Source organism: Pseudomonas sp. GM79 (assembly GCF_000282495.1).
Lineage (GTDB): Bacteria > Pseudomonadota > Gammaproteobacteria > Pseudomonadales > Pseudomonadaceae > Aquipseudomonas.
This window is the reverse complement of the sequence record NZ_AKJE01000011.1, coordinates 12,380-33,083: the sequence shown is the minus strand read 5'-3', so window position 1 is coordinate 33,083 and position 20,704 is coordinate 12,380. Positions and strand designations below refer to the sequence as shown.

The 20,704-nt window shown below is 60.1% G+C and carries 22 protein-coding genes; 11 read left to right on the top strand and 11 right to left on the bottom strand.

Annotated elements, in window-relative coordinates; all coding sequences use genetic code 11:
• The 7 genes from PMI36_RS26875 to PMI36_RS26905 all read left to right on the top strand — a co-directional run.
• Positions 1–794, top strand: a 794-nt coding sequence (locus PMI36_RS26875; protein ID WP_008067717.1) for a Gfo/Idh/MocA family protein, incomplete at its 5' end; no start/stop codon positions are given.
• Between the two features lie 367 nt (positions 795–1,161).
• Complete coding sequence (locus tag PMI36_RS26880; RefSeq protein ID WP_007907891.1) at positions 1,162–2,088, top strand: sugar ABC transporter substrate-binding protein; 927 nt, start codon at positions 1,162–1,164, stop codon at positions 2,086–2,088.
• A 69-nt stretch (positions 2,089–2,157) separates the two neighbouring features.
• On the top strand, positions 2,158–3,723 hold the full coding sequence (locus PMI36_RS26885; RefSeq protein ID WP_008067707.1) for a sugar ABC transporter ATP-binding protein: 1,566 nt from the start codon (positions 2,158–2,160) through the stop codon (positions 3,721–3,723).
• 178 nt (positions 3,724–3,901) lie between these two features.
• Complete coding sequence (locus PMI36_RS26890) at positions 3,902–4,924, top strand: ABC transporter permease (protein ID WP_008067706.1); 1,023 nt, start codon at positions 3,902–3,904, stop codon at positions 4,922–4,924.
• 328 nt (positions 4,925–5,252) lie between these two features.
• Positions 5,253–5,657 (top strand): TraR/DksA family transcriptional regulator, encoded by a 405-nt coding sequence (locus tag PMI36_RS26895; protein WP_007907888.1) that lies wholly within the window; start codon positions 5,253–5,255, stop codon positions 5,655–5,657.
• A gap of 249 nt (positions 5,658–5,906) precedes the next feature.
• A complete protein-coding gene (locus PMI36_RS26900) occupies positions 5,907–7,511 on the top strand; it encodes a methyl-accepting chemotaxis protein (protein ID WP_032830079.1) in 1,605 nt (534 codons plus the stop codon).
• A gap of 122 nt (positions 7,512–7,633) precedes the next feature.
• Positions 7,634–7,837 carry a hypothetical protein gene (locus PMI36_RS26905; protein WP_008067703.1) on the top strand — a complete coding sequence of 68 codons (204 nt, stop codon included), beginning with the start codon at positions 7,634–7,636 and terminating at the stop codon, positions 7,835–7,837.
• A gap of 7 nt (positions 7,838–7,844) precedes the next feature.
• On the opposite strand, the gene PMI36_RS26910 is transcribed toward PMI36_RS26905, so the two are convergent.
• The 3 genes from PMI36_RS26910 to PMI36_RS30190 form a co-directional block, all read right to left on the bottom strand.
• Positions 7,845–8,084, bottom strand: coding sequence for a DUF2789 domain-containing protein (locus PMI36_RS26910; protein WP_008067702.1), 240 nt, complete (start codon positions 8,082–8,084; stop codon positions 7,845–7,847).
• Positions 8,085–8,234: 150 nt separating this feature from the next.
• Positions 8,235–8,465 (bottom strand): hypothetical protein, encoded by a 231-nt coding sequence (locus tag PMI36_RS26915; RefSeq protein ID WP_008067701.1) that lies wholly within the window; start codon positions 8,463–8,465, stop codon positions 8,235–8,237.
• A gap of 157 nt (positions 8,466–8,622) precedes the next feature.
• Positions 8,623–8,871 (bottom strand): hypothetical protein, encoded by a 249-nt coding sequence (locus PMI36_RS30190; RefSeq protein ID WP_008067699.1) that lies wholly within the window; start codon positions 8,869–8,871, stop codon positions 8,623–8,625.
• 410 nt (positions 8,872–9,281) lie between these two features.
• Here PMI36_RS30190 and PMI36_RS26920 point away from each other — a divergent pair, with 410 nt between their 5' ends.
• From PMI36_RS26920 to PMI36_RS26930, 3 genes are all read left to right on the top strand, one after another.
• Complete coding sequence (locus tag PMI36_RS26920) at positions 9,282–9,752, top strand: hypothetical protein (protein ID WP_008067697.1); 471 nt, start codon at positions 9,282–9,284, stop codon at positions 9,750–9,752.
• Positions 9,752–9,955 carry a hypothetical protein gene (locus PMI36_RS26925; RefSeq protein WP_008012114.1) on the top strand — a complete coding sequence of 68 codons (204 nt, stop codon included), beginning with the start codon at positions 9,752–9,754 and terminating at the stop codon, positions 9,953–9,955. Before PMI36_RS26920 ends, PMI36_RS26925 begins: the two co-directional genes overlap by 1 nt.
• 119 nt (positions 9,956–10,074) lie before the next feature.
• Positions 10,075–11,091 carry an ABC transporter substrate-binding protein gene (locus PMI36_RS26930; protein ID WP_008067695.1) on the top strand — a complete coding sequence of 339 codons (1,017 nt, stop codon included), beginning with the start codon at positions 10,075–10,077 and terminating at the stop codon, positions 11,089–11,091.
• Between the two features lie 107 nt (positions 11,092–11,198).
• Here PMI36_RS26930 and PMI36_RS26935 read toward each other — a convergent pair whose 3' ends face one another.
• Positions 11,199–13,331: a TonB-dependent receptor gene (locus PMI36_RS26935; RefSeq protein ID WP_008067693.1), complete on the bottom strand. Its 2,133-nt coding sequence runs from the start codon at positions 13,329–13,331 to the stop codon at positions 11,199–11,201.
• A 90-nt stretch (positions 13,332–13,421) separates the two neighbouring features.
• Entirely contained in the window at positions 13,422–13,808 is a 387-nt protein-coding gene (locus PMI36_RS26940) for a DUF2946 domain-containing protein (protein ID WP_008067692.1), read from the bottom strand.
• A 95-nt stretch (positions 13,809–13,903) separates the two neighbouring features.
• Between PMI36_RS26940 and PMI36_RS26945 the strand changes: the two genes are divergently transcribed.
• Positions 13,904–14,341 carry a DUF3995 domain-containing protein gene (locus PMI36_RS26945; protein WP_008067691.1) on the top strand — a complete coding sequence of 146 codons (438 nt, stop codon included), beginning with the start codon at positions 13,904–13,906 and terminating at the stop codon, positions 14,339–14,341.
• 149 nt (positions 14,342–14,490) lie between these two features.
• Here the strand turns inward: PMI36_RS26945 and PMI36_RS26950 are convergent, their stop codons facing one another.
• From PMI36_RS26950 to PMI36_RS26975, 6 genes are read right to left on the bottom strand one after another with little or no spacing between them, the layout of a single operon-like run.
• A complete protein-coding gene (locus PMI36_RS26950; protein WP_008067690.1) occupies positions 14,491–14,853 on the bottom strand; it encodes a Na+/H+ antiporter subunit G in 363 nt (120 codons plus the stop codon).
• Positions 14,850–15,128 carry a K+/H+ antiporter subunit F gene (locus tag PMI36_RS26955; RefSeq protein ID WP_008012107.1) on the bottom strand — a complete coding sequence of 93 codons (279 nt, stop codon included), beginning with the start codon at positions 15,126–15,128 and terminating at the stop codon, positions 14,850–14,852. The genes PMI36_RS26950 and PMI36_RS26955 overlap by 4 nt, the downstream gene beginning before the upstream one ends.
• Positions 15,125–15,613, bottom strand: a complete 489-nt coding sequence (locus PMI36_RS26960) for a Na+/H+ antiporter subunit E (protein ID WP_007895416.1) — start codon at positions 15,611–15,613, stop codon at positions 15,125–15,127. Before PMI36_RS26960 ends, PMI36_RS26955 begins: the two co-directional genes overlap by 4 nt.
• A complete protein-coding gene (locus tag PMI36_RS26965; RefSeq protein WP_008067689.1) occupies positions 15,610–17,295 on the bottom strand; it encodes a monovalent cation/H+ antiporter subunit D in 1,686 nt (561 codons plus the stop codon). The genes PMI36_RS26960 and PMI36_RS26965 overlap by 4 nt, the downstream gene beginning before the upstream one ends.
• A complete protein-coding gene (locus tag PMI36_RS26970; protein ID WP_008029186.1) occupies positions 17,292–17,636 on the bottom strand; it encodes a Na+/H+ antiporter subunit C in 345 nt (114 codons plus the stop codon). The genes PMI36_RS26965 and PMI36_RS26970 overlap by 4 nt, the downstream gene beginning before the upstream one ends.
• A complete protein-coding gene (locus PMI36_RS26975) occupies positions 17,636–20,566 on the bottom strand; it encodes a monovalent cation/H+ antiporter subunit A (protein ID WP_008067687.1) in 2,931 nt (976 codons plus the stop codon). Before PMI36_RS26975 ends, PMI36_RS26970 begins: the two co-directional genes overlap by 1 nt.
• Positions 20,567–20,704 lie beyond the last annotated feature (138 nt).

Sequence of the window (20,704 nt, the reverse complement as noted above, 5' to 3'; positions counted from 1 at the left end):
TGGCGGTGGTCAGCGACAAGCCGTTCGCTGCTGATGCGCAACAAGCGCAAACCCTGATCACCATGGCCGAGCGTCAGGGCGTGCAACTGAGCGTCTACCAGAACCGGCGCTGGGACTCGGACTTTCTCACCGTGCGCAAACTCATCGAGTCCGGTGCGCTGGGTCGGGTCACCCGTTTCGAATCGCGGATCGAGCGCTATTCGCCACAGTCGGTGAACAACGGCAGCGGCGGCGGTTTTCTGCGCGATCTGGGCAGTCATCTGGTGGATCAGGCGCTCTTGTTGTTCGGCCCCGTCACCCGTGTGTACGCCGAACTGGATTACCTCGAAAAAGGCCAGCCCTTCGACAACGGCTTCTTTATGTCCCTGACCCATGCCAGTGGCGTGATCTCGCACCTGGGCGGCAGTTGCCTGCAAAACACCCCCGGCCCGCGCTTTCGCGTGACCGGCACCCAGGGCTGCTACAGCGTCGACGGTCTGGACGGGCAAGAGGCGTCGACGCTCGCCGGGCTCACACCGAAATCCGAAGGCGAGCGCTGGGGCGTCGAAGAACACCGGCGCTGGGGCTGGTTCGAGCAGGGCGAGGTGCGTGAGCGGGTGCCGTCCGAGCGTGGCTGCTGGAATCAGTTCTATTTGCAGCTACAAACCGCGTTACAGAGCGGTGGCCCACTGCCGGTCGACGCCCGTGATGCACTGGCGACCACCCGCGTGCTAGACGCTGCGCGGCTCAGCTTCGAGCGCCATCAAGTGGTGGCACTGAGCCCGTTCGAGAGTCATGGAATAAAATCAGAATAAAATTCTAAAATGAGTTGATATAGAAATTATTTTCCAATAAAGTCATTTCCAGGTTGCCGACTATCAACGTCCGATCACGCTCAAGCAGGCCTTGAACGAGTGAAGGACGCACCAAAAACAAGAAACAAAAGCCAGGTACCGTCGATGAAAACCTTCAACTCTGCTTTGCATGCTTTACGTTCCGCGCTACACCTCTCTCGCGACCTGCCTCGCGTCTCGTTTCATTCCTTCTTTCACTTGCTTTGCGTCGAACGCAACGGCGCCCTGGTCTGCTGTATTCCGGGTGCACCGATTGTCCGCTTGCCCGTTCACTGAAATCGTCACGCCTTATCCATAAAACCAACAAGAATGTGGAGAAAGACTTTTCATGAAGACCAAGATCCGTTTCGCCTCGCTGGCCTTGTCCCTGATGTTCGCCAGCGGCGCCGCACTCGCTGACATGAAGATCGGCGTCAGCATGTCGCAGTTCGATGACACCTGGCTGACCTACCTGCGCGAATCCATGGACACCAAGGCCAAGTCCTATCCCGATGGCGTCAAGCTGCAGTTCGAAGACGCCCGCAGCGACGTGGTCAGGCAGTTGAGCCAGGTAGAAAGCTTCATCAGCCAGAAGGTCGACGCCATTGTGGTCAACCCGGTGGATACCGCCGCCACCAAAAAAATCACTGAAGCAGCGGTCAAGGCCGGTATTCCGCTGGTGTACGTCAATCGTCGTCCCGATGACCTGAACCTGCCCAAAGGCGTGGTCACTGTCGCCTCCAACGATCTGGAGGCCGGCCAGATGCAGATGCAGTACCTGGCCGAAAAAATGGGCGGCAAGGGCGACATCGTGATTCTGCTCGGTGATTTGGCCAACAACTCCACCACCAACCGCACCAAGGGCGTCAAAGAGGTGCTGACCAAGTACCCGAACATCAAGATCGAGCAAGAGCAGTCCGGCATCTGGTCGCGGGACAAGGGCATGACCCTGGTCAACGACTGGCTGACCCAGGGCCGCAAATTCGACGCGGTGGTCTCCAACAACGACGAGATGGCGATTGGCGCGGCAATGGCCCTGCAACAGGCTGGCGTCGCCAAAGGCAGTGTGCTGATCGCCGGTGTCGACGGTACGCCCGACGGTTTGAACGCGGTGAAGAAGGGCTCGCTGCTGGTCTCGGTGTTCCAGGACGCCAAGGGTCAGGCGGACGGTTCGATCGACACGGCGGTGAAAATGGCCAAAAACGAACCGGTCGAGCCGGCCGTGTGGGTGCCGTATCGCCTGATCACGCTGCAAAACGTCGACACCTTCAAATAGTCCGTCCGTTCGATAACAACAATAAGCACGCAAGGTTGCAACGCGACCTTGCTGATGGAGTACCTGATCATGTTCGCTTCAGCGACTGCTTCGAGCATCCCGTTAATGGGTGTCCAGCCAACTGCAACACCTGTCGATGAGCCGTACCTGCTGGAGATCATCAACGTCAGCAAGGGGTTTCCCGGTGTGGTGGCCTTGTCCGACGTACAGCTGCGGGTACGTCCCGGTTCCGTGCTGGCGCTGATGGGCGAGAACGGCGCCGGCAAATCCACCCTGATGAAAATCATTGCCGGCATCTACCAGCCGGACGCCGGCGAGTTGCGCCTGCGGGGCAAGCCGGTGGTCTTTGAAACACCACTGGCTGCGCTCCAGGCCGGGATCGCGATGATCCACCAGGAACTCAACCTGATGCCGCACATGAGCATCGCCGAGAACATCTGGATCGGTCGCGAACAGCTCAACGGTCTGCACATGATCGACCATCGCGAGATGCACCGTTGCACCGCCAAACTGCTGGAACGTCTGCGGATCAACCTCGACCCGGAAGAGCAGGTGGGCAACCTGAGCATCGCCGAACGGCAGATGGTCGAGATCGCCAAGGCTGTGTCCTATGACTCCGACGTCCTGATCATGGACGAGCCGACCTCGGCCATCACCGATAAGGAAGTCGCCCATCTGTTCTCGATCATTGCCGACCTCAAGAGCCAGGGCAAAGGCATCATCTACATCACCCACAAAATGAACGAAGTGTTCAGCATCGCCGATGAAGTGGCGGTGTTCCGTGACGGCGCCTACATCGGCTTGCAGCGGGCCGACAGCATGGACGGCGACAGCCTGATTTCGATGATGGTTGGTCGCGAGCTGAGCCAGTTGTTCCCGGTGCGCGAGAAGCCGATCGGCGATCTGTTGCTGTCGGTACGCGACCTCAAGCTGGACGGCATTTTCAAGGACGTCTCCTTCGACCTGCATGCCGGCGAGATCCTTGGCATCGCCGGGTTGATGGGGTCGGGGCGGACCAATGTCGCCGAGGCGATTTTCGGCATCACCCCAAGTGACGGTGGCGAAATCCGCCTCGACGGTGAGGTGGTGCGCATCAGCGATCCGCACATGGCGATCGAGAAGGGCTTCGCGCTGTTGACCGAAGATCGCAAGCTCAGCGGCCTGTTCCCGTGCCTGTCGGTGCTGGAAAACATGGAAATGGCAGTCTTGCCCCATTACGTCGGCAACGGCTTCATCCAGCAGAAAGCCTTGCGCGCGTTATGTGAAGACATGTGCAAGAAGCTGCGGGTGAAAACCCCGTCGCTGGAGCAATGCATCGACACGCTGTCCGGCGGTAATCAGCAGAAGGCCTTGTTGGCGCGCTGGCTGATGACCAACCCGCGCATCCTGATTCTCGACGAGCCGACCCGGGGTATCGATGTCGGTGCCAAGGCCGAGATCTACCGGCTTATTTCCTACCTCGCCAGCGAAGGCATGGCGGTGATCATGATTTCCTCGGAACTGCCGGAAGTACTGGGCATGAGCGACCGGGTCATGGTCATGCACGAGGGCGACCTGATGGGCACTCTCGACCGCAGCGAAGCGACCCAGGAACGGGTGATGCAACTGGCCTCGGGCATGTCCCAGTGTCATTGAATCAAGGGTGAACACAGTTCAAGGGTGAAAGGGGATTGTGTGGCGAGGGAGCTTGCTCCCGCTGGGCTGCGAAGCGGCCCTGAAAGAATGGGACTGCTGTGCAGTCCAACGGGAGCAAGCTCCCTCGCCACAAGCAAGCTCCCTCGCCACATGGATTTCATTTGAAGGGTGAGTGGTTATGAATGCGATACTGGAAAACAAGCCTGCAGCGGTACCGGTCAAGAGTCGCCGGCGCTTTCCGACCGAGTTGAGTATCTTCCTGGTGCTGATCGGCATCGGCCTGGTCTTCGAAATGTTCGGCTGGATCGTGCGGGACCAGAGCTTCCTGATGAACTCTCAGCGCCTGGTGCTGATGATCCTGCAAGTGTCGATCATCGGCCTGCTGGCGATCGGGGTGACCCAGGTCATCATCACCACCGGTATCGACCTGTCCTCCGGTTCGGTGCTGGCGCTGTCGGCGATGATTGCCGCCAGCCTGGCCCAGACCTCGGACTTTGCCCGGGCGGTGTTTCCGTCCCTGACTGACTTGCCGGTGTGGATTCCAGTGATCGTCGGGCTCGGGGTGGGATTGCTGGCAGGCGCGATCAACGGCAGCATCATTGCGATCACCGGGATTCCGCCGTTCATTGCCACCCTCGGCATGATGGTCTCGGCCCGGGGCCTGGCGCGCTACTACACCGAAGGTCAGCCGGTGAGCATGCTCTCGGATTCCTACACGTCCATCGGACACGGCGCGATGCCGGTGATCATCTTTCTGGTGGTGGCGGTGATCTTTCACATCGCCCTGCGCTACACCAAGTACGGCAAGTACACCTACGCCATCGGCGGCAACATGCAGGCGGCGCGCACCTCCGGGATCAACGTCAAGCGGCATCTGGTGATCGTCTACAGCATCGCCGGATTGCTTGCAGGCCTGGCCGGGGTGGTGGCGTCGGCACGGGCCGCGACCGGGCAGGCCGGGATGGGCATGTCTTATGAACTGGACGCGATTGCCGCGGCGGTCATCGGCGGCACCAGCCTGGCCGGTGGCGTAGGGCGGATCACCGGCACCGTGATCGGCGCGTTGATCCTCGGGGTCATGGCCAGCGGCTTTACCTTTGTCGGGGTTGATGCTTATATTCAAGACATCATCAAGGGGCTGATTATTGTGGTGGCGGTGGTCATCGACCAATACCGCAACAAGCGCAAACTCAAGCGCTGAAGGCCGGACCAAACGCGAAAATGCGCCACGCCTGACCCGCGTGGCGCAGCCGTTTGTCTTCTATATACAGCCGCTCGACTGAATTTCTTGCTATAAACGCACTCCGATAAGCGCCTCAAAGCCAGCCGCAGCGCACTTTCAGGGCTTTGTCGGACAGATTTGCTGTCTTTTCAGTTGCTGAGGCCTCAAGTCGGCCTTAGACTGCCGCCCCTCGTAAATTGAGTGCCGGGTGGCGCTTGGAATAAACGGCGCCTTTCCAATGAACGCTTCAGGTTCAACGGATCGCTCCCTAATTCGCCTTAATGCACGTTTTTTTATAGAGATATCAATGACAAAGGACAAGTTGCTGGCCATGCCGGCGGATGACTACATGAATGCCGAGCAACATGCTTTTTTCTCTGAGCTGTTGCAGAACATGAAAGTCGAAACCCATGAGCGCATCGAGCAGAATCGCATCGCCATCGAGAGCCTGGACACCCCGGCCGATCCGGCTGACGCGGCTTCCGTCGAAGAAGAGCGCACCTGGCTGGTGAACGCGATCGATCGCGACCAGCGCATGCTGCCTCAGTTGGAACAGGCCCTGGAACGCATCAAGGAAGACAGCTTTGGCTGGTGCGACGACAGCGGCGAGGCCATCGGCCTGAAACGCCTGCTGATCAGCCCGACCACCAAGTACTGCATCGAAGCTCAAGAGCGTCACGAGCAGATCGACAAGCACCAGCGTCAGGCCTGATTCAATGAGGCAACCCATTGAATGTGGGTTGCCTTGAAAAGATCGCAGCCTTCGGCAGCTCCTACATGGGTTCGCATAAACCTGTAGGAGCTGCCGAAGGCTGCGATCTTTGCTTTTCGACGTCTGCGAAAAATCCCACCACTTCTATTGATCTGCTTCAACCCCCCACTACTAACGGACCATAGATAATGGCTTTGTAGTGGCGTTTAATGCGATCACAACAACTAGAAGACGCGTGGGGTGACGAAGATGACGAGGGACGGATCTCTGGTTGGGGCAATGCCTGCACCAGCACTTTTGCCGAAAAACCTTTGGCTGACGCCGACCCTGCAAAGCATCGCCCTGATGCTATTGCTGTGCGGCATGGCATTGGCTGGCTGGTCGCTTTACCTTGGCCTGCCATTGGCCGTGCTGATTATCTGGCTGCCGCGCCTGCGCTCGCGCACTTTCCCTGACGCAACCCCTTCGGACGGCACCAGCGCCATCGCCGGGTTGACTCGCGATCTCTCCTACACCACCAGTCATAACGCCTTGTCGGCCGCCGGCGTGGCCTATTCGGTCAAGCAACTGGCAGACAAGCTGCAATCGCAGCTCAACGCCGCGGCGCAGATTGTCAGCAGCGCCGAAGTGATGATTACCACCGAACACGCTACGTCGACGCTTAGTCGGGAAGCCTTGAGCGCAGCCAGCGAAGCCCATCAGAGCAGCGCGGCAGGGCGTACGGAGCTGGTCGAGTCGATTGCGCGCATGCATCAACTCAGTGAGCGTGCCAGCAGCAGTCGCGAGCTGATCGAAGCGCTGAGCCTGCGCAGCGACGATATCCAGCGGGTCACGCTGGTGATTCAGTCCATCGCCAGCCAGACCAATTTGTTGGCGCTGAACGCGGCCATTGAAGCGGCGCGGGCCGGCGAGCACGGTCGCGGCTTTGCGGTGGTGGCCGATGAGGTGCGGGGGCTGGCCGCGCGCACGGCGACGGCGACCGGTGAAGTCGGGGAGATGGTCGCCGACATTCAGCAGCGCACCGCGCAAGTGGTGGAACAGATTCGTCAACTGGCGAGCGATCTGAATACCGGTGTTGCTCAAGTCGAGCACACCGGGCAGCACCTGGAAAACATCGCGCGCCTGGCCGCCGGGGTCGAAAGGCAGGTTGGGGAAATCGCTCAGGGCGCAGACACCAACCGCGAACAACTCGACAGTCTGTTCCACGCCATCGAACAGATGCGCAGTGATCTGGCGATCAGCGACCAGCAGACCCAGCGGCTCGCCCAGGCTGCGGTGCAGATGGAAGGGCAGGCCGAAACCATCAGCGAACGCCTGGCCGAAGTCGGGCTGGATGACTATCACCAGCGGATTTATGACCTGGCCCGCGAAGGGGCGAGTCAGATTGCTGCACGCTTTGAAGCGGATATCGATCAGGGCCGGATCAGCCTCGATGACCTGTTTGATCGCAGTTACCAGACGATCCCCAACACCAGCCCGGCCAAATACCAGACCCGTTTCGACCGCTACACCGATCAGGTATTGCCGGCGATTCAGGAACCGTTGCTGCCGCGCCATGAAGGCCTGGTGTTCGCCATCGCCTGCACGCAGCAGGGTTATGTGCCGACCCATAACACCGTGTTCAGCCAGCCGCTGACCGGTGATGTGCAGGTCGATACCCTGCAAAACCGCACCAAGCGCAAATTCGCCGACCGCACCGGGATCCGCTGTGGCAGCCATCAACAGGCCTTGCTGTTGCAGACCTATACCCGCGACACCGGTGAACTGATGCACGACCTTTCGGTGCCGATCATGCTCAAGGGGCGGCATTGGGGTGGTTTGCGCCTGGGTTACAAACCGCAAAGTCCTCGCTGAGAGTCCCGGCCATTGTTACCGGTTCTGCAACGAAGCTGTGCAGGGCCGTTGCTGTTTCCTCGCGGATGAACTCATTAACATGCCTACATAGTTAGGTCGCTAATGAAATTCGAGAGGGCAGCATGCACAGTAAAGTCGATGTCGCGGTCATGATTGGCAGCGGTGTGCCCGCCAGTTTGCGTGCGATGGGGCAGAGCGTCTGTTGGGTCGTGCTGCTCAACGGTGAGCGCCGGGGGACGGCGTTCTCCAGTCGCAATGAGGCTGAAGAGTGCAGGGCTGCCTGGTTGGCGCAATTGAGTGCCGAAATGCCCGACAGCCTGCATTGAACCCAGGCTAGTGGATCTGGTGCATGCGCAGGTTCAGGTCGTCGACCACATGCGCCCAATCGGCGTCTTCACGCAGTTGTTCCTTGAGGAAGCCGGCTTGCTGCGGGGTCCAGAACTCGGCGTCGATGAGTTTCTTGTCAACGGGCAAGGGTGAATGACGGGCAATGAAATCGTCGATGGCCTTTTCGCTGGAGTCCAGACCGAGCTGGTCGAACAGGCCTTTCAAATCATGTGTGGGTGAGTCCATCTTCATCTCCTTGCAGATAATTCGTCGCGTCGAGTGCGAGATCCGAGGTGCGGCTTCATTGCAGCTGAGAGGCATCTGAGAGAACCGCGCTTCAGGAGTTCGATAGCGATATTCAAAAGCAGGGATGAGCATAGACTGCAAATCCGGTGATCAGGCTTTCAATGCACCTTCATCGACGGCAAGCTTCAGCGCCTTGGCGGCATCCTGGGCGGCAACGGCCGCGACATCCGCGGTCTTGAACCAGCGATCCTTTTCGACCTGATGAGACGTCACAGTGGTCAACGGCGGCTTGGCGCGCATGATAATGACTGCCTGGAATTCGCCTTCGACCTCTCTGGCTTCGCCCCGGATAAAAAATTCACCGATATCAAATTCCGTCACGTAGCAGTCTTCCCTTGGAAATAGTTGTTGTGTTGAACGCCGTCCGCCCTGGGGGCGGGTTTCATTGGTCGGGCAGTATGGCAGTAGTTGCCTGCCGGCGGCTGAGTTAAGTCACCGGTGTGACGAAACGTCTATAGAAGTGAGCGCTGCAGGTGCCTCAACTGCGTGCCTCGAGTAAACGGGCAAGGGCGCAGGCATCGTTATGATTGCCGCGGAAACCTCTTACACGTCCGGTGGATATTTCCCTGATGTGGAAAAAGGCGTTGCCGGCCAATACCACCTGAAAACGTGGGAGCAGACGCTCTGCAGGCAGGAAATCCTGCTCGTGGAACACCATCGAATGCAGAGATGACGAACCATTTGTGTGTCGGGCGTGAGGCTGGGCAAAGTGAGTCAGTGTGCACATATGAAGTCCTTTTCGTGGTTTTACCGACGTGTGTACGGTGTTATGGGTAGTCTCGGTGAGCATGGCTGCTCTAGAATCGCCATTGATGGTTGGCGATTGATGCCCATCTAAAGCAATTTTTTACTGGCGATATGTCGGAAAAGTGCTTTTTTTAGAGAGAATTTTCCCTAAAGTTAGTAATCCGGTTTTATCTGGCCGTCAGAAGGGCGTTTTCCTTCAACATCTGACGACCGCCAGGCAAGACGACGTGAGGGATGTTCCAGTAATCTTCTCAAACCTCACGATGAATGGGCCCTCTGCTCATTCCAGGATTCGACCCGGGTCATTTGGCTACACCTCGGCATTGCCGCTTTTTTCTGCTGTGCGCGTTTCCCGCGTACGGCGTCATTTTCAGATGTGGGGATGTTTCCTTGGCAGTAAGTAATCTCGATATGCATGCTTTGTTCGTACTGGGTGATTTGCGCGCAAAGCTGGTTAAACAGTTTCAGTCACGTTTCGTTTACATCACCGAACAGAACGCGGAAGGCATTTACATTGCCGAGCTCGACACCGAAGCAGCGCTGGTGGTGGATGACAAACCAGGGCTTAAACTCAAGGTCGGCGATCATTTCAGCGCTTCCGTATTGCCCAGTCGCGAAGGCGGCAAGCTGGACATCAAGTTCCGCGAAATCAAACTGACGGTGTACGGGCTGGGGGATTACGCGTTCGTGACCACCGCAGACGGCCACGGCATTGTGTTCAAGGAAGGTCATAGCGTGGTGATGGTGTTTGCGGCCCATCAACAATTGCAGGAAGGCCTGACCAAAACCCTGAAAGCCGTGACCGCCAAGGCCGCGAAGTGGCGCAAGGGCGAACTGGTGACTTTCAAGGCCAGCGAGTAATGACCCTGACCCGCGCCGACTTCCACGAACAGAACCAGGCCAGTGCCCACGCCGAGGCGCAGCGCCTGTTGGCTCAAAAGGCCGTTCTGCAGGGGGGCTGGCTGAATTGGGTGGCCTCACAGATCTACCTGTTGCGTCCGGCGGCGTACGCCAGCATGGTCAGAAGAGAGCTTGCGCGCTTGCAGGAACCTTGCGAAAAGTAATCCAGTCCCCTCGAAAGCAGGAACCTCTACTACAGTCAATTGACTGAGTATCCAGAGGCTTGCGGTCTTCTTTGTCAGGCCATCCTGCTATTGCTGTGAACAGCACGAGGTGCAAAAGCATGAGGGGATTTCGACGGTTATTGGCCGCTACCCTGGCCACGTTCAGTTTGTTGGCTTCGCCCGCTCCGGTGTTCGCTGCCCAGGCGCCAATCCATTTCGCCGACCTGAACTGGGAAAGCGGCAGCCTGATTACCGATATCCTGCGGATCATCGTCGAGAAGGGCTATGGCTTGCCGACCGACACCTTGCCGGGGACGACCATTACCCTGGAGACCGCGCTGGCCAACAATGACATTCAGGTCATTGGCGAGGAGTGGGCCGGTCGCAGTCCGGTCTGGGTCAAGGCTGAGGCCGAGGGCAAAGTCATGGCCCTGGGCGATACGGTCAAAGGTGCTACCGAGGGCTGGTGGGTGCCGGAGTATGTGATCAAGGGCGACCCGGCCAAGGGCATCAAGCCGTTGGCGCCGGGCCTGCGCAGTGTCAGCGATCTGCCGCGCTACAAGGACGTGTTCAAAGATCCGGAAACCCCGGGCAAGGGGCGTTTTCTCAACAGCCCGATCGGCTGGACGTCGGAAGTGGTCAACAAGCAGAAGCTCAAGGCGTATGGGCTGGACGACAGCTACGTGAACTTTCGCAGTGGTTCGGGAGCGGCGCTGGACGCCGAGATCAGTTCGTCGATTCGTCGCGGCAAGCCGGTCCTGTTCTATTACTGGTCGCCGACACCGTTGCTCGGTCGTTTCAAGCTGATTCAGTTGCAAGAGCCACCGTTCGACGCCGAAGCCTGGAAAACCCTGACCGACGCCGACAACCCCAATCCGAAACCGACTCGCTCGCTGCCCTCGAAGCTGTCCATCGGCGTGTCCACGCCATTTCAGAAACAGTACCCGCAGATTGCCGAGTTCTTCACCAAGGTCGATTTACCGATCGAAGCGTTGAACATGGCCTTGGCTGACATGAGCGAAAAACACACCCCGCCACGTCAAGCGGCGGAGGCGTTCATGAAGGCCCACCCGGACGTGTGGCGGGCCTGGGTGCCGAAGGATGTGGCGGACAAAGTTTCTGCTGAATTGAAATAAGCGGATGGCTTGGCATGCTGTGGTGTGCCTTGTGCCGCTATCGCGAGCAGGCTCGCTCCCACAGGGGGATGCGATCAAGTGTGGGAGCGAGCCTGCTCGCGATGCTTTTAAAACCTGGTCTGCACCGCCAATTCAAACGTGCGCGGCGTACCGAGGTAATACGCCGGCGACACATGGGCGAATTCGGCATACACCTCGTTGCTCAGGTTGCGCACCCGGCCAGTGACGCTGGTGTACCGGTCGACCTTGTAGCTGAGGAACGTGCCGTAGAGCGTGTACGACGGCACAGTCATGGTGTTCGCACTGTCGGCAAACACCGACGCCACATAACGCGCATCGACGCCTCCTTGCCATTGCGGCGCAAAGTCATAGGTCAGCCACAGATTGCCGACCCGGTCCGGCACGTTGGTCGGTGTATTGCCCTTGCGGGACACCACCACACCCGCGGCATTCTTCTCGGTGAACTCGTCGTACTGCGCATTGACCCAGGCGAAGTTGCCCTCGGCCAGCAGTTTCTCTGTGATTCTGAAGGAACTGGCCAGTTCGATGCCGTTGGACGTCTGCTGACCGACCGGAATGTTCTTGGTCGAGTCCAGCGGATCAACCACCGCGAAATCCTTGCGCTCAATGGTGTAAGCCGCCACCGTCGCCGAGCCGCGACCGTCCAGGTAATCGAACTTGCTGCCGACCTCCCATTGCTTGCCGGTGGACACGTCAAAGTCCTGGGTGCCATTGGGCTGCTCGGCGGCGGTGCTGTATTGCACGTAGACATTGGCTGTCGGAATGAACTGGTAGGTCAGGCCGACCCGGCCGGTCACCGGTTCCCAGTTGCGCTTGAGATGCCGTGGGTTGCTGGCAGTTACGGTGCGGTGGTTGGTCACGTCCAGCTCGATGTCGTCATAACGCAGGCCTGTCAGTAACGACAGCTTGTCGGTCAGCGCCAGACGGTTTTCGACGAACAAGGCTTTGGTGGTGACTTCGTTGGTCTTGTCGCTGATAAAGCCAGGTTTGGTGCCCGGAATGTCGTAAAAGTGCCCCGGCTGAAAGTTGTTCGGGTCGACGGTGCTGGCGCCCTTGACGTTCAGCGGCGAGTTGGTGGTCTGGTTGACCTTGTACTCGAAACCGCCGGACCAGGTGGTGTCCAGACCCAGCAGGGTGTTGTCGTGGCGCAGCTCGAGCCGGTTGCCGTTCTGTTCACCCTGATGCCGCACCTGATAGGCGGTGGAGCGGTTCACCGCGCGGTTGTCGGCGGTGTACTGGTAGGTTTCCAGGTTGCGGTAATCGCGCTGGCTGTCGAGGTGGTAAAGGGTATTGCTCAGGGTGGTGCTGTCGTTGATCCGGTAGTCGATGATCGAGCGAGCCCAGATCGTCCGTTGTTCGTAGCGACCGTCCTCGACGTTGTAGTTGTTGAAGCGGTTGTGCTTGTCGATTTTCAACTCGCCGGCTTTGGGGTTGAGCACCGGCGTGCCCCAGTAGGGGCTGTCTTCGTGCTCGTCCTGATATTCCAGGGCCAGGGTGTGGGACAGGTTTGGCGTCAGGTCGCTGAGCAGCGAAAACGCCACACTCCAGGCATCACGCGCCTGGCGGTCGATGTAGCCGTTGCTGGTGTTGTGGCTGATATCGAGTCGCGCGTAATGCTGCACATCTGCTCCCGCCTCGCTCAAGGCGTGATTGAGGCCGAATGCAGTCTCGGTGGTGTCGTAGCTGCCGTAGCTGACCCGACCTTCGACGGCTTGCTCCTCGCGGGTGGCCAGTTTGGTTACGTAATTCAACGAGCCGCCGACGGAGCCGGCGCCATTGACCAGCGACGATGGGCCGCCCAGCAGTTCCACTCGATCATAAATCCAGGCATCCACCGGCCGCGCCAGCCCACCGGACACATTGATGCCGTTGAACATCTGAGTGATCTGGCTGCTGGTAAAACCACGATAGGAGACAAAACCGCCGAAGCCGGGCGGTGCGCTGGCATTCACCCCGGGCAGGGTATTGGCGGCGTCCTGGAAGTTCTGCGCGCCGTGGCGTTCGATATCGTTGCGATTGGCGATGGCCACCGAGGCCGGGGTTTCGCGCACGCTCAGGCCGAGCCGCGAAGCCGTGCCGCTGGATTGGTCCAGGCTCAAGCCTGGTTGAGCTTCTTGTTCACCGTTGATGGTGATCGGCGCGAGGTCGACGGTGGATTGCGCCCAGGCGTTAACGGACAGACAGCCGAACAGGCTGGCCAGCAAAGGAATGCGTTTCATCGATGAATCCTGAATTCTTGGCTAGGAAACAGCGCACAGGCGAACGCCACGCGTTGGCGCGGTGGGCTGATCGGAAAAAGGCAAAGAAACTCAGGCGAAAGGCGGGGCGCGAGGGTTGGCCGACGGCCAGATGAAGCGGGCAGGGAGGTCAGCGTTGGCGATCACCGCCAATGGCGGACTGTGTTGCTGCGGCAGGATCGCCAGCGTCAGGCTAGAGTTGAGCGCCGGGCCCATGCCGCCGGTGGAACACAGCGGGCAAGCAAACGCCTTGGACAGGGTTGGCAGCTTCTCTTCGGAAGTGTTCGAGGAGACCGGTGCCTGAACCGCAGGGTCAGCCGTACAGAACTGGCCGCCGATGCCATTGAGCTGCATCCCGACCATTTGCCCGTGACCGATGCTGCAGGCGAGCACGTTGAACAGGACGCAGCAATAAAGCATCCAGGCTATCAATGTGCGATCGGTTCGGGCGAATTTCATGGGGCGGCACTTTACCACCGCCGATGACGAATACCCTTACAAAAACGCGCAAGGAAGTTCATTCTGCTGCAACATTTCACACCGGATGCCTGAATATGAGTCTTTTGGTCGCGCAATGGATTGCTGCAATCTTTTTATTGATCAGCCTGGTCCACCTGTATTGGGCGGCGGGTGGCAAATGGGGCAGCGAGGCGGCGGTGCCGCGCGTGCCCGGGGAGGGCGGTGAGGCATCGAGGCCGGCCTTCAAGCCGTCAGGCTTTGCCACGTTACTGGTGGCGGTGGGCTTGCTGCTGATCGCGATGCTGGTGTGCCTGCGGGTCGGGCTGTATCTGCCCGCGGTGCATCATTGGTCGCTGCAATGGGTGATCAGCGCGATCGCGCTGCTGATGTTCGCCCGGGCGATCGGCGATTCGAATTTGGTGGGGTTCTTCAAACAGGAGAAGGGCTCGAGATTTGCCCGGCTGGATACGTGGGCGTATTCGCCGCTGTGCGTGGTGTTGGGCGCGGGGTTGTTGGCAGTGGCCTGGATCTGATTCGGTACAAGCAAGATCAAAAGATCGCAGCCTTCGGCAGCTCCTACATTGGATGTTCAGTGAACACAAATGATGTGCACGACACAGATCCAAATGTGGGAGCGGGCTTGCTCGCGAAGAGGCCCTGCCAACCAACACAAATCCTTGAACTAGCTTCCGGTTTCCGTGCGCCGACTACTCACCTCAGCCGGCACATCATCCCCCGCCATGCGCTTGCGAAACAACGCCGCCCGGGCCAGCAGCAGCGTGGTCACCGGCACGGTGATCGACAGCAGAACCGGAATCAGCCAGGCATGCAGCACCGGCGCCGACTTGAGCGCCGAAAAGTAAATGATCGAAGCCAGCGCCACGCACCATGCGCCCAAGGTCGAGGCCAGCGCCGGTGGGTGCATGCGCTGGAAATAGTCCTTCATCCGCAGCAATCCGGCCGCGCCGATCAGCGTAAACAAGCTGCTCAGCACCAGCAGAATCGCCACCGCAATTTCCACCCACAGAGACAATTCAGGCCTCATTCGATCACCTCGCCACGCAGCAGGAATTTGGCCAGGGCGAACGAGCCGACGAAGCCGAACAAGGCGATCAGTAGCGCCGCCTCGAAATAAGTGTCACTGGCATAACGAATGCCCAGCGCAAGCATCATCAGCATGGCGATGATGTACAGGTAATCCAGCGCCAGAACCCGATCCTGAGCCGATGGACCCTTGAATAGCCGGATCAGGGTCAGAATCATCGCCATCGAAAAGATGAACAGACTCAGCAGGATCGCGTTCGACAGCAATGCGCTCATTCGAAGATCTCCATCAAGGGGCGCTCGTAGGTCGTCTTGAAGTGCTGGATGAATTGGCTTTCATCATCCAGATCGAAGACGTGCAGCAACAGAATGCTGCGATCCAGCGCCAGTTCCGACCAGACCGTGCCGGGGACCACCGTACAGATCATCGACAGCGCCGCCAGGCCGTTGGCATCGCGCAAGTCCAGCGGCACCTTGATGAACCGCGAGCGGGGCGCACGACGGCCCGCGTTGAGCACGCCCCAGGCCACGGCGAGGTTGGACACGATCACGTCGCGCCCGACCAGCAAGAACAAACGCAGGATCACCCCAGGCCGACGAATGCGGATCGGCAGTGGCCGCAGTTTGCGCATCATCAACGGCGCGCAGAACCCCAGCATGGCGCCCAGCAGTAGATTGCCGGGGCTCATCGACAGGTTCAAAACCAGCCACAGCAGCCACAGCGCCAACGACAACCAGGGTGCAGGAAACAGGCGCTTCATGGTTGCACCTCCAGCAGCGCTGTCTTGGCTTGCGGGCTTGGAATTACACGGGTTTCGAGCACCGCCATCACGTATTGCTGAGGGTTGTTCAATGCAACGGCCGCCGCTTGGGTGTAGCGCAGCAGCGGTTCGGCCTTGAACGTCAGCGCAATGCTCAGCCCCAGCAGAACCACGATTGGCACGCATTCCAGGCGCCGCAGCAAGGGCGACGGCCGCTCTTGCGGAGTCCAGAAACGCTGGATGCCCAAACGCGAGAAAGCAATCAACGAGGCCAACCCGGACAAGATCAACAGGACGAGCAACCCCCACGCGCTGTTCGATATCGGTTCGTCGCTGCCATTGCCCAGACCCAGCGGATTGAGCAGGGCGCTGAGCAGACTGAGTTTGCCGATAAACCCGGAAAGCGGCGGCATGCCGATGATCAGCAGGGCGCAGGCGATGAAGCTCAAACCGAGGAAAGCCATGGTCCAGGGAATCACTTGTCCGACCACGGCTTTCTGTTCGTCATCGAGGTTGAAGCCTTTGGGCGGCTGCAGGGATTCGAGGGGCCGTGGCAGCAGCTCGCCGTCATCGAACAGCGGCATTTCGTTGGCCGAACGCGAGCGCTCGATCAACTCGGCCAGCAGGAACAGCGCGCTCAAGGCCAGGGTCGAGCTGACCAGGTAGAACAGCGCCGCGCCGATCAGGTTCGGCTGGGCGAAACCGATGGCCGACAACAGAATGCCTGCCGACACCAGAATGCTCAGGCTGGCCATGCGCTCCAGGCGTTGCGCGGCGAGGATCGCCACGGCGGCGCAAACGATGGTCGCCATGCCGCCGTAGATCAGCCAGTCGCCACCGAAGTAAGCGGATGCACCGGCCTGCCCGGAGAACAGCAGCGTCCACAGGCGCAGCAAAGTGTAGACGCCGACCTTGGTCATGATCGCGAACATCGCCGCCACGGGTGCGCTGGCCGCGGAGTAGGCCGGCACCAGCCAGAAGTTCAGCGGCCACATGCCGGCCTTGGCCAGGAACGCCACCGCCAGAATCGCCGCGCCGGCGTGCAGCAAGCCGCGATCGGCTTCCGGCACCAGCGGGATTTTCAGCGCCAGGTCGGCCATGTTCAAAGTGCCGGTGACGCCGTAGATCAGCGCCGCGCCAATCAGGAAAAGTGACGAGGCCAGCAGGTTGATCGAGATGTAATGCAGCCCCGACGACACCCGCGCCCGGCCCGAACCGTGCAGCATCAGCCCGTAGGAGGCGGCCAGCAGCACTTCGAAAAACACGAACAGGTTGAACAGGTCCGCCGTCAGGAAGGCGCCGTACAGGCCCATCAACTGAATCTGGAACAGCGCGTGGAAACTCGAGCCGGCGCCGTCCCAGCGCGCCATGGCGAACAGCAGGGCGCTGACGCCGATGATCCCGGTCAGCACCAGCATCAGCGCCGACAGACGATCGACCACCAGCACAATACCGAACGGCACTTGCCAATTGCCCGGCAGGTACACACCGATGGAGCCCGGCACGCCGGTGGTTTGCGTCCATTGCAGCAGCATCACGGCAATGCCCAGCCCCAGCAGGCTGGAGAACAGATTGATTTTGGCCTTTAACGGGCGGTGTTTTTCGCCCAGCATCAGCATCACCGCGGCGGTCAGCAGCGGTAGCAGAATGGGGGCTGCGATCAGGTGCGCCATCGGATTCATTCTTTAGGCTCCCGGCCATCCACATGGTCGGTACCGGTCAGGCCCCGGGAGGCGAGCAGCACTACCAGGAACAACGCGGTCATGGCGAAGCTGATGACGATCGCGGTCAGCACCAACGCTTGCGGCAGCGGGTCGGTGTAGTGCAGCAAATCCTGAGGCACGCCGTCCTTGATGTTCGGCTCCTTGCCGATGAACAGGCTGCCCATGCTGAAGATGAACAGGTTGACGCCGTAGGACAGCAGGCACAGGCCCATGACCACCTGGAACGTCCGTGGCCGCAGCACCAGCCACACGCCGGACGCGGCCAGCACACCGATGGCGATTGCGATGACTTCTTCCATCAGATGGCTCCTTGCGTGGCAGCCGCTTTGGCCATGGGCTTGGGTTGCGCGCTGGTTTTATGACCGCGTACCGACTGGTGGGCGAGGGCGGTCAGGATCAACAGCGTCGAGCCGACCACCACGGCGTACACGCCAATGTCGAAGAACAGCGCACTGGCGATGTGAATCTCGCCGAGCAGCGGCAATGCGAAATGCCAGGTGTGAGTGGTAAGGAATGGATACCCGGCCACCATCGCCCCGAGCCCGGTGACCGTGGCGAACAGCAGCCCGGTGCCCATCCAGCGCAGCGGCCGCAGGCTCATCTGCGCCTCGACCCACTGGGTGCCGGCGACCATGTATTGCAGGATGAACGCCACCGACATCACCAGCCCGGCGACGAAACCGCCACCGGGTTGATTGTGCCCGCGCATGAACAGGTAGACCGACACCACAAACGCAATCGGCAGCAGCAGACGCACCAGCACCGCTGGCACCATCATGAAACCGAGCGCGGTGTCGCTGGCGTGACGCGGGTTGACCAGGTCGGTGACCACGTCGGGCGCCAGCAAGCGCTGTTGGGCCGGCAGTTGCAGGCTTTCTTTCGGTGGACGGAAGCGTCGCAGCAGGGCGAACACGGCCAGGGCAACGGCCACCAGCACGGTGATTTCGCCGAGGGTGTCGAAGCCACGGAAGTCCACCAGCATCACGTTGACCACGTTGCTGCCGCCGCCTTCGGGCAGGGCGCGACTGAGGTAGAACGAGGAAATGTCGTTGGGCGTCTGGCGGGTCAGCATTGCGTAGGACAGCAACGCCATGCCGCCACCAACCGCGATCGACAGCAGCAAGTCGCGGATACGACGGATGCGTGCCTTGCGCAGGCTGCTCGGCAACGGTGACACCTCTTCGATCCGTCGCGGCAACCAGCGCAGGCCCAGCAGGATCAGCACTGTGGTCACCACTTCGACCACCAGTTGCGTCAGCGCCAGGTCCGGCGCCGAGAACCAGACGAAGGTCACGCAGGTCATCAGGCCGCAGACGCTGACCATGGTCAGGGCGGCGAGCCGGTGATACTTGGCTTGCCACGCCGCGCCAAGGGCACAGGCAATCGCCAGCAGCCAGAGGATCACGAACACGATCGAGCCCGGAATCTTCGGTCGGTCGCCCCAGCTCAGGCTGCTGTGCAGCATCGGGATCAACCCGGCCAGCACCGCGGCGAGCACCACCAGAAACAGTTGGGTTTGCAGGCGCCGGGTGCTGACCCGCCGCTCCAGGCGACGGGCCAGGCGCATCATGATCACCAGGCAGCGCTCGAACAGGCGCTTGCCGTTGAAGTGGCTGATCACCGGCGGGTGCGAGAAACGCCCGCGCTTGAGCTGATTGCGCAACAGCAGATAGAGGATGATGCCGCAGGACATGGCGATCAGGCTCATGATCATCGGCGCGTTCCAGCCGTGCCAGATCGCCAGGCTGTACTCGGGCAGCGTACCGCCCACCACCGGCAATGCCGCCGCCGCGAGCAACGGGCCGACCACTTGCGCCGGGAAGATCCCTACCACCAGACAGGTAAACACCAGCAATTCCACCGGCGCGCGCATCCAGCGTGGCGGCTCGTGCGGGGTGTGCGGCAGGTCGGTGGCGCTCGGGCCGAAAAACACATCAACGGTGAAGCGCAGGGAGTAAGCCACGCTGAACGTCCCGGCGATGGTCGCGACGATTGGCAGGGTCATCTCGATCCAGGCTGTCGCGTTGATGAACACCGTTTCGGCGAAGAACATCTCTTTGGACAGGAAACCGTTGAGCAGCGGCACGCCGGCCATGGAGGCACTGGCGACCATGGCCAGGGTGGCGGTGAACGGGATCAGTTTGACCAGGCCGCTGAGTTTGCGAATGTCCCGGGTGCCGCTTTCGTGGTCGATGATCCCGGCGGCCATGAACAGCGAGGCCTTGAACGTGGCGTGGTTGAGAATGTGGAATACCGCGGCGACGGCGGCCAGCGGACTGTTCAGCCCCAGCAGCAAAGTGATCAGGCCCAGGTGGCTGATGGTCGAGTAGGCCAGCAGGCCCTTGAGGTCGTTCTGGAACATCGCACAGTAAGCACCGAGCAACAGCGTACAGGCTCCGGCCCCGCCGACAATGTAGAACCATTCTTCACTGCCGGACAGCGACGGCCACAGGCGTGCGAGCAGGAAGACCCCGGCCTTGACCATGGTCGCCGAGTGCAGATACGCCGAAACCGGTGTCGGCGCCGCCATGGCGTGGGGCAGCCAGAAGTGGAAGGGGAATTGCGCACTTTTGCTCAAGGCGCCGATCAGGATCAGGGGAAGCAGAATAGGGTAGAGGGCATGTGCGCGAATCAGATCGCCGGCGGCCAGGACCTTGTCCAGGTCATAGCTGCCCACCACATGGCCGAGCAGCATGACCCCCGCCAGCAAACACAAGCCACCGGCACCGGTGACCATCAATGCCATATAGGCGCCACGTCGCGCATCGGCGCGATGGTGCCAGTAGCCGATCAACAGGAATGAAAAGAGGCTGGTCAGCTCCCAGAAAAATACGATCTGGATCAGGTTGCCGGAGATCACCAGCCCCAGCATGGCGCCCATGAACGCCAGGAAAAACGCGAAGAAACGCGGCACCGGATCGTCCGGCGACATGTAGTAGCGGGCGTATAGCGAAACCAGCGTGCCGATGCCCAGCACCAGCATCGAGAACAGCCAGGCGAAACCATCCATGCGCAGAACGAAGTTCAGGCCCAGGCTGGGCAGCCAGAAGAACTCTTCGCGGATCACGCCGCCATCGGCGATTTGCGGGTACAAGAGCGCAACCTGGACGGTGCCGATCAGGGCAACCAGGCCAGCCAACAGCGATTCGGTATTACGCGCGTTGTGCGGCAGCAAGGCTGCCAGACAACTGCCGATAAAAGGCAGAAGCAGTAGAACTATCAGAGACATAGGCTTCTAATCTGCGGAAGTTTGTGAAGCATCATACGTGCCAGCTCCCCGATCACCAAACGCCAAGCTGTCGCAGAATCCTACAAGGTAAGCGGGAAATTCGTGTTTATCATTGTTTCAGTGAGCGCGATCTCGCCT

Bases quoted from the DNA above. Each gene is read 5' to 3' on its own strand.
- PMI36_RS26885 (WP_008067707.1), top strand. From the start codon at position 2,158: ATGTTCGCTTCAGCGACTGCTTCGAGCATCCCGTTAATGGGTGTCCAG.
- PMI36_RS26900 (WP_032830079.1), top strand. From the start codon at position 5,907: ATGACGAGGGACGGATCTCTGGTTGGGGCAATGCCTGCACCAGCACTT.
- PMI36_RS26975 (WP_008067687.1), bottom strand. From the start codon at position 20,566: ATGTCTCTGATAGTTCTACTGCTTCTGCCTTTTATCGGCAGTTGTCTG.
- PMI36_RS26970 (WP_008029186.1), bottom strand. From the start codon at position 17,636: ATGGAAGAAGTCATCGCAATCGCCATCGGTGTGCTGGCCGCGTCCGGC.
- PMI36_RS26925 (WP_008012114.1), top strand. From the start codon at position 9,752: ATGACCCTGACCCGCGCCGACTTCCACGAACAGAACCAGGCCAGTGCC.
- PMI36_RS26955 (WP_008012107.1), bottom strand. From the start codon at position 15,128: ATGAGCGCATTGCTGTCGAACGCGATCCTGCTGAGTCTGTTCATCTTT.
- PMI36_RS26945 (WP_008067691.1), top strand. From the start codon at position 13,904: ATGAGTCTTTTGGTCGCGCAATGGATTGCTGCAATCTTTTTATTGATC.
- PMI36_RS30190 (WP_008067699.1), bottom strand. From the start codon at position 8,871: ATGTGCACACTGACTCACTTTGCCCAGCCTCACGCCCGACACACAAAT.
- PMI36_RS26880 (WP_007907891.1), top strand. From the start codon at position 1,162: ATGAAGACCAAGATCCGTTTCGCCTCGCTGGCCTTGTCCCTGATGTTC.
- PMI36_RS26905 (WP_008067703.1), top strand. From the start codon at position 7,634: ATGCACAGTAAAGTCGATGTCGCGGTCATGATTGGCAGCGGTGTGCCC.
- PMI36_RS26910 (WP_008067702.1), bottom strand. From the start codon at position 8,084: ATGGACTCACCCACACATGATTTGAAAGGCCTGTTCGACCAGCTCGGT.
- PMI36_RS26930 (WP_008067695.1), top strand. From the start codon at position 10,075: ATGAGGGGATTTCGACGGTTATTGGCCGCTACCCTGGCCACGTTCAGT.
- PMI36_RS26890 (WP_008067706.1), top strand. From the start codon at position 3,902: ATGAATGCGATACTGGAAAACAAGCCTGCAGCGGTACCGGTCAAGAGT.
- PMI36_RS26895 (WP_007907888.1), top strand. From the start codon at position 5,253: ATGACAAAGGACAAGTTGCTGGCCATGCCGGCGGATGACTACATGAAT.
- PMI36_RS26960 (WP_007895416.1), bottom strand. From the start codon at position 15,613: ATGAAGCGCCTGTTTCCTGCACCCTGGTTGTCGTTGGCGCTGTGGCTG.
- PMI36_RS26950 (WP_008067690.1), bottom strand. From the start codon at position 14,853: ATGAGGCCTGAATTGTCTCTGTGGGTGGAAATTGCGGTGGCGATTCTG.
- PMI36_RS26940 (WP_008067692.1), bottom strand. From the start codon at position 13,808: ATGAAATTCGCCCGAACCGATCGCACATTGATAGCCTGGATGCTTTAT.
- PMI36_RS26965 (WP_008067689.1), bottom strand. From the start codon at position 17,295: ATGAATCCGATGGCGCACCTGATCGCAGCCCCCATTCTGCTACCGCTG.
- PMI36_RS26935 (WP_008067693.1), bottom strand. From the start codon at position 13,331: ATGAAACGCATTCCTTTGCTGGCCAGCCTGTTCGGCTGTCTGTCCGTT.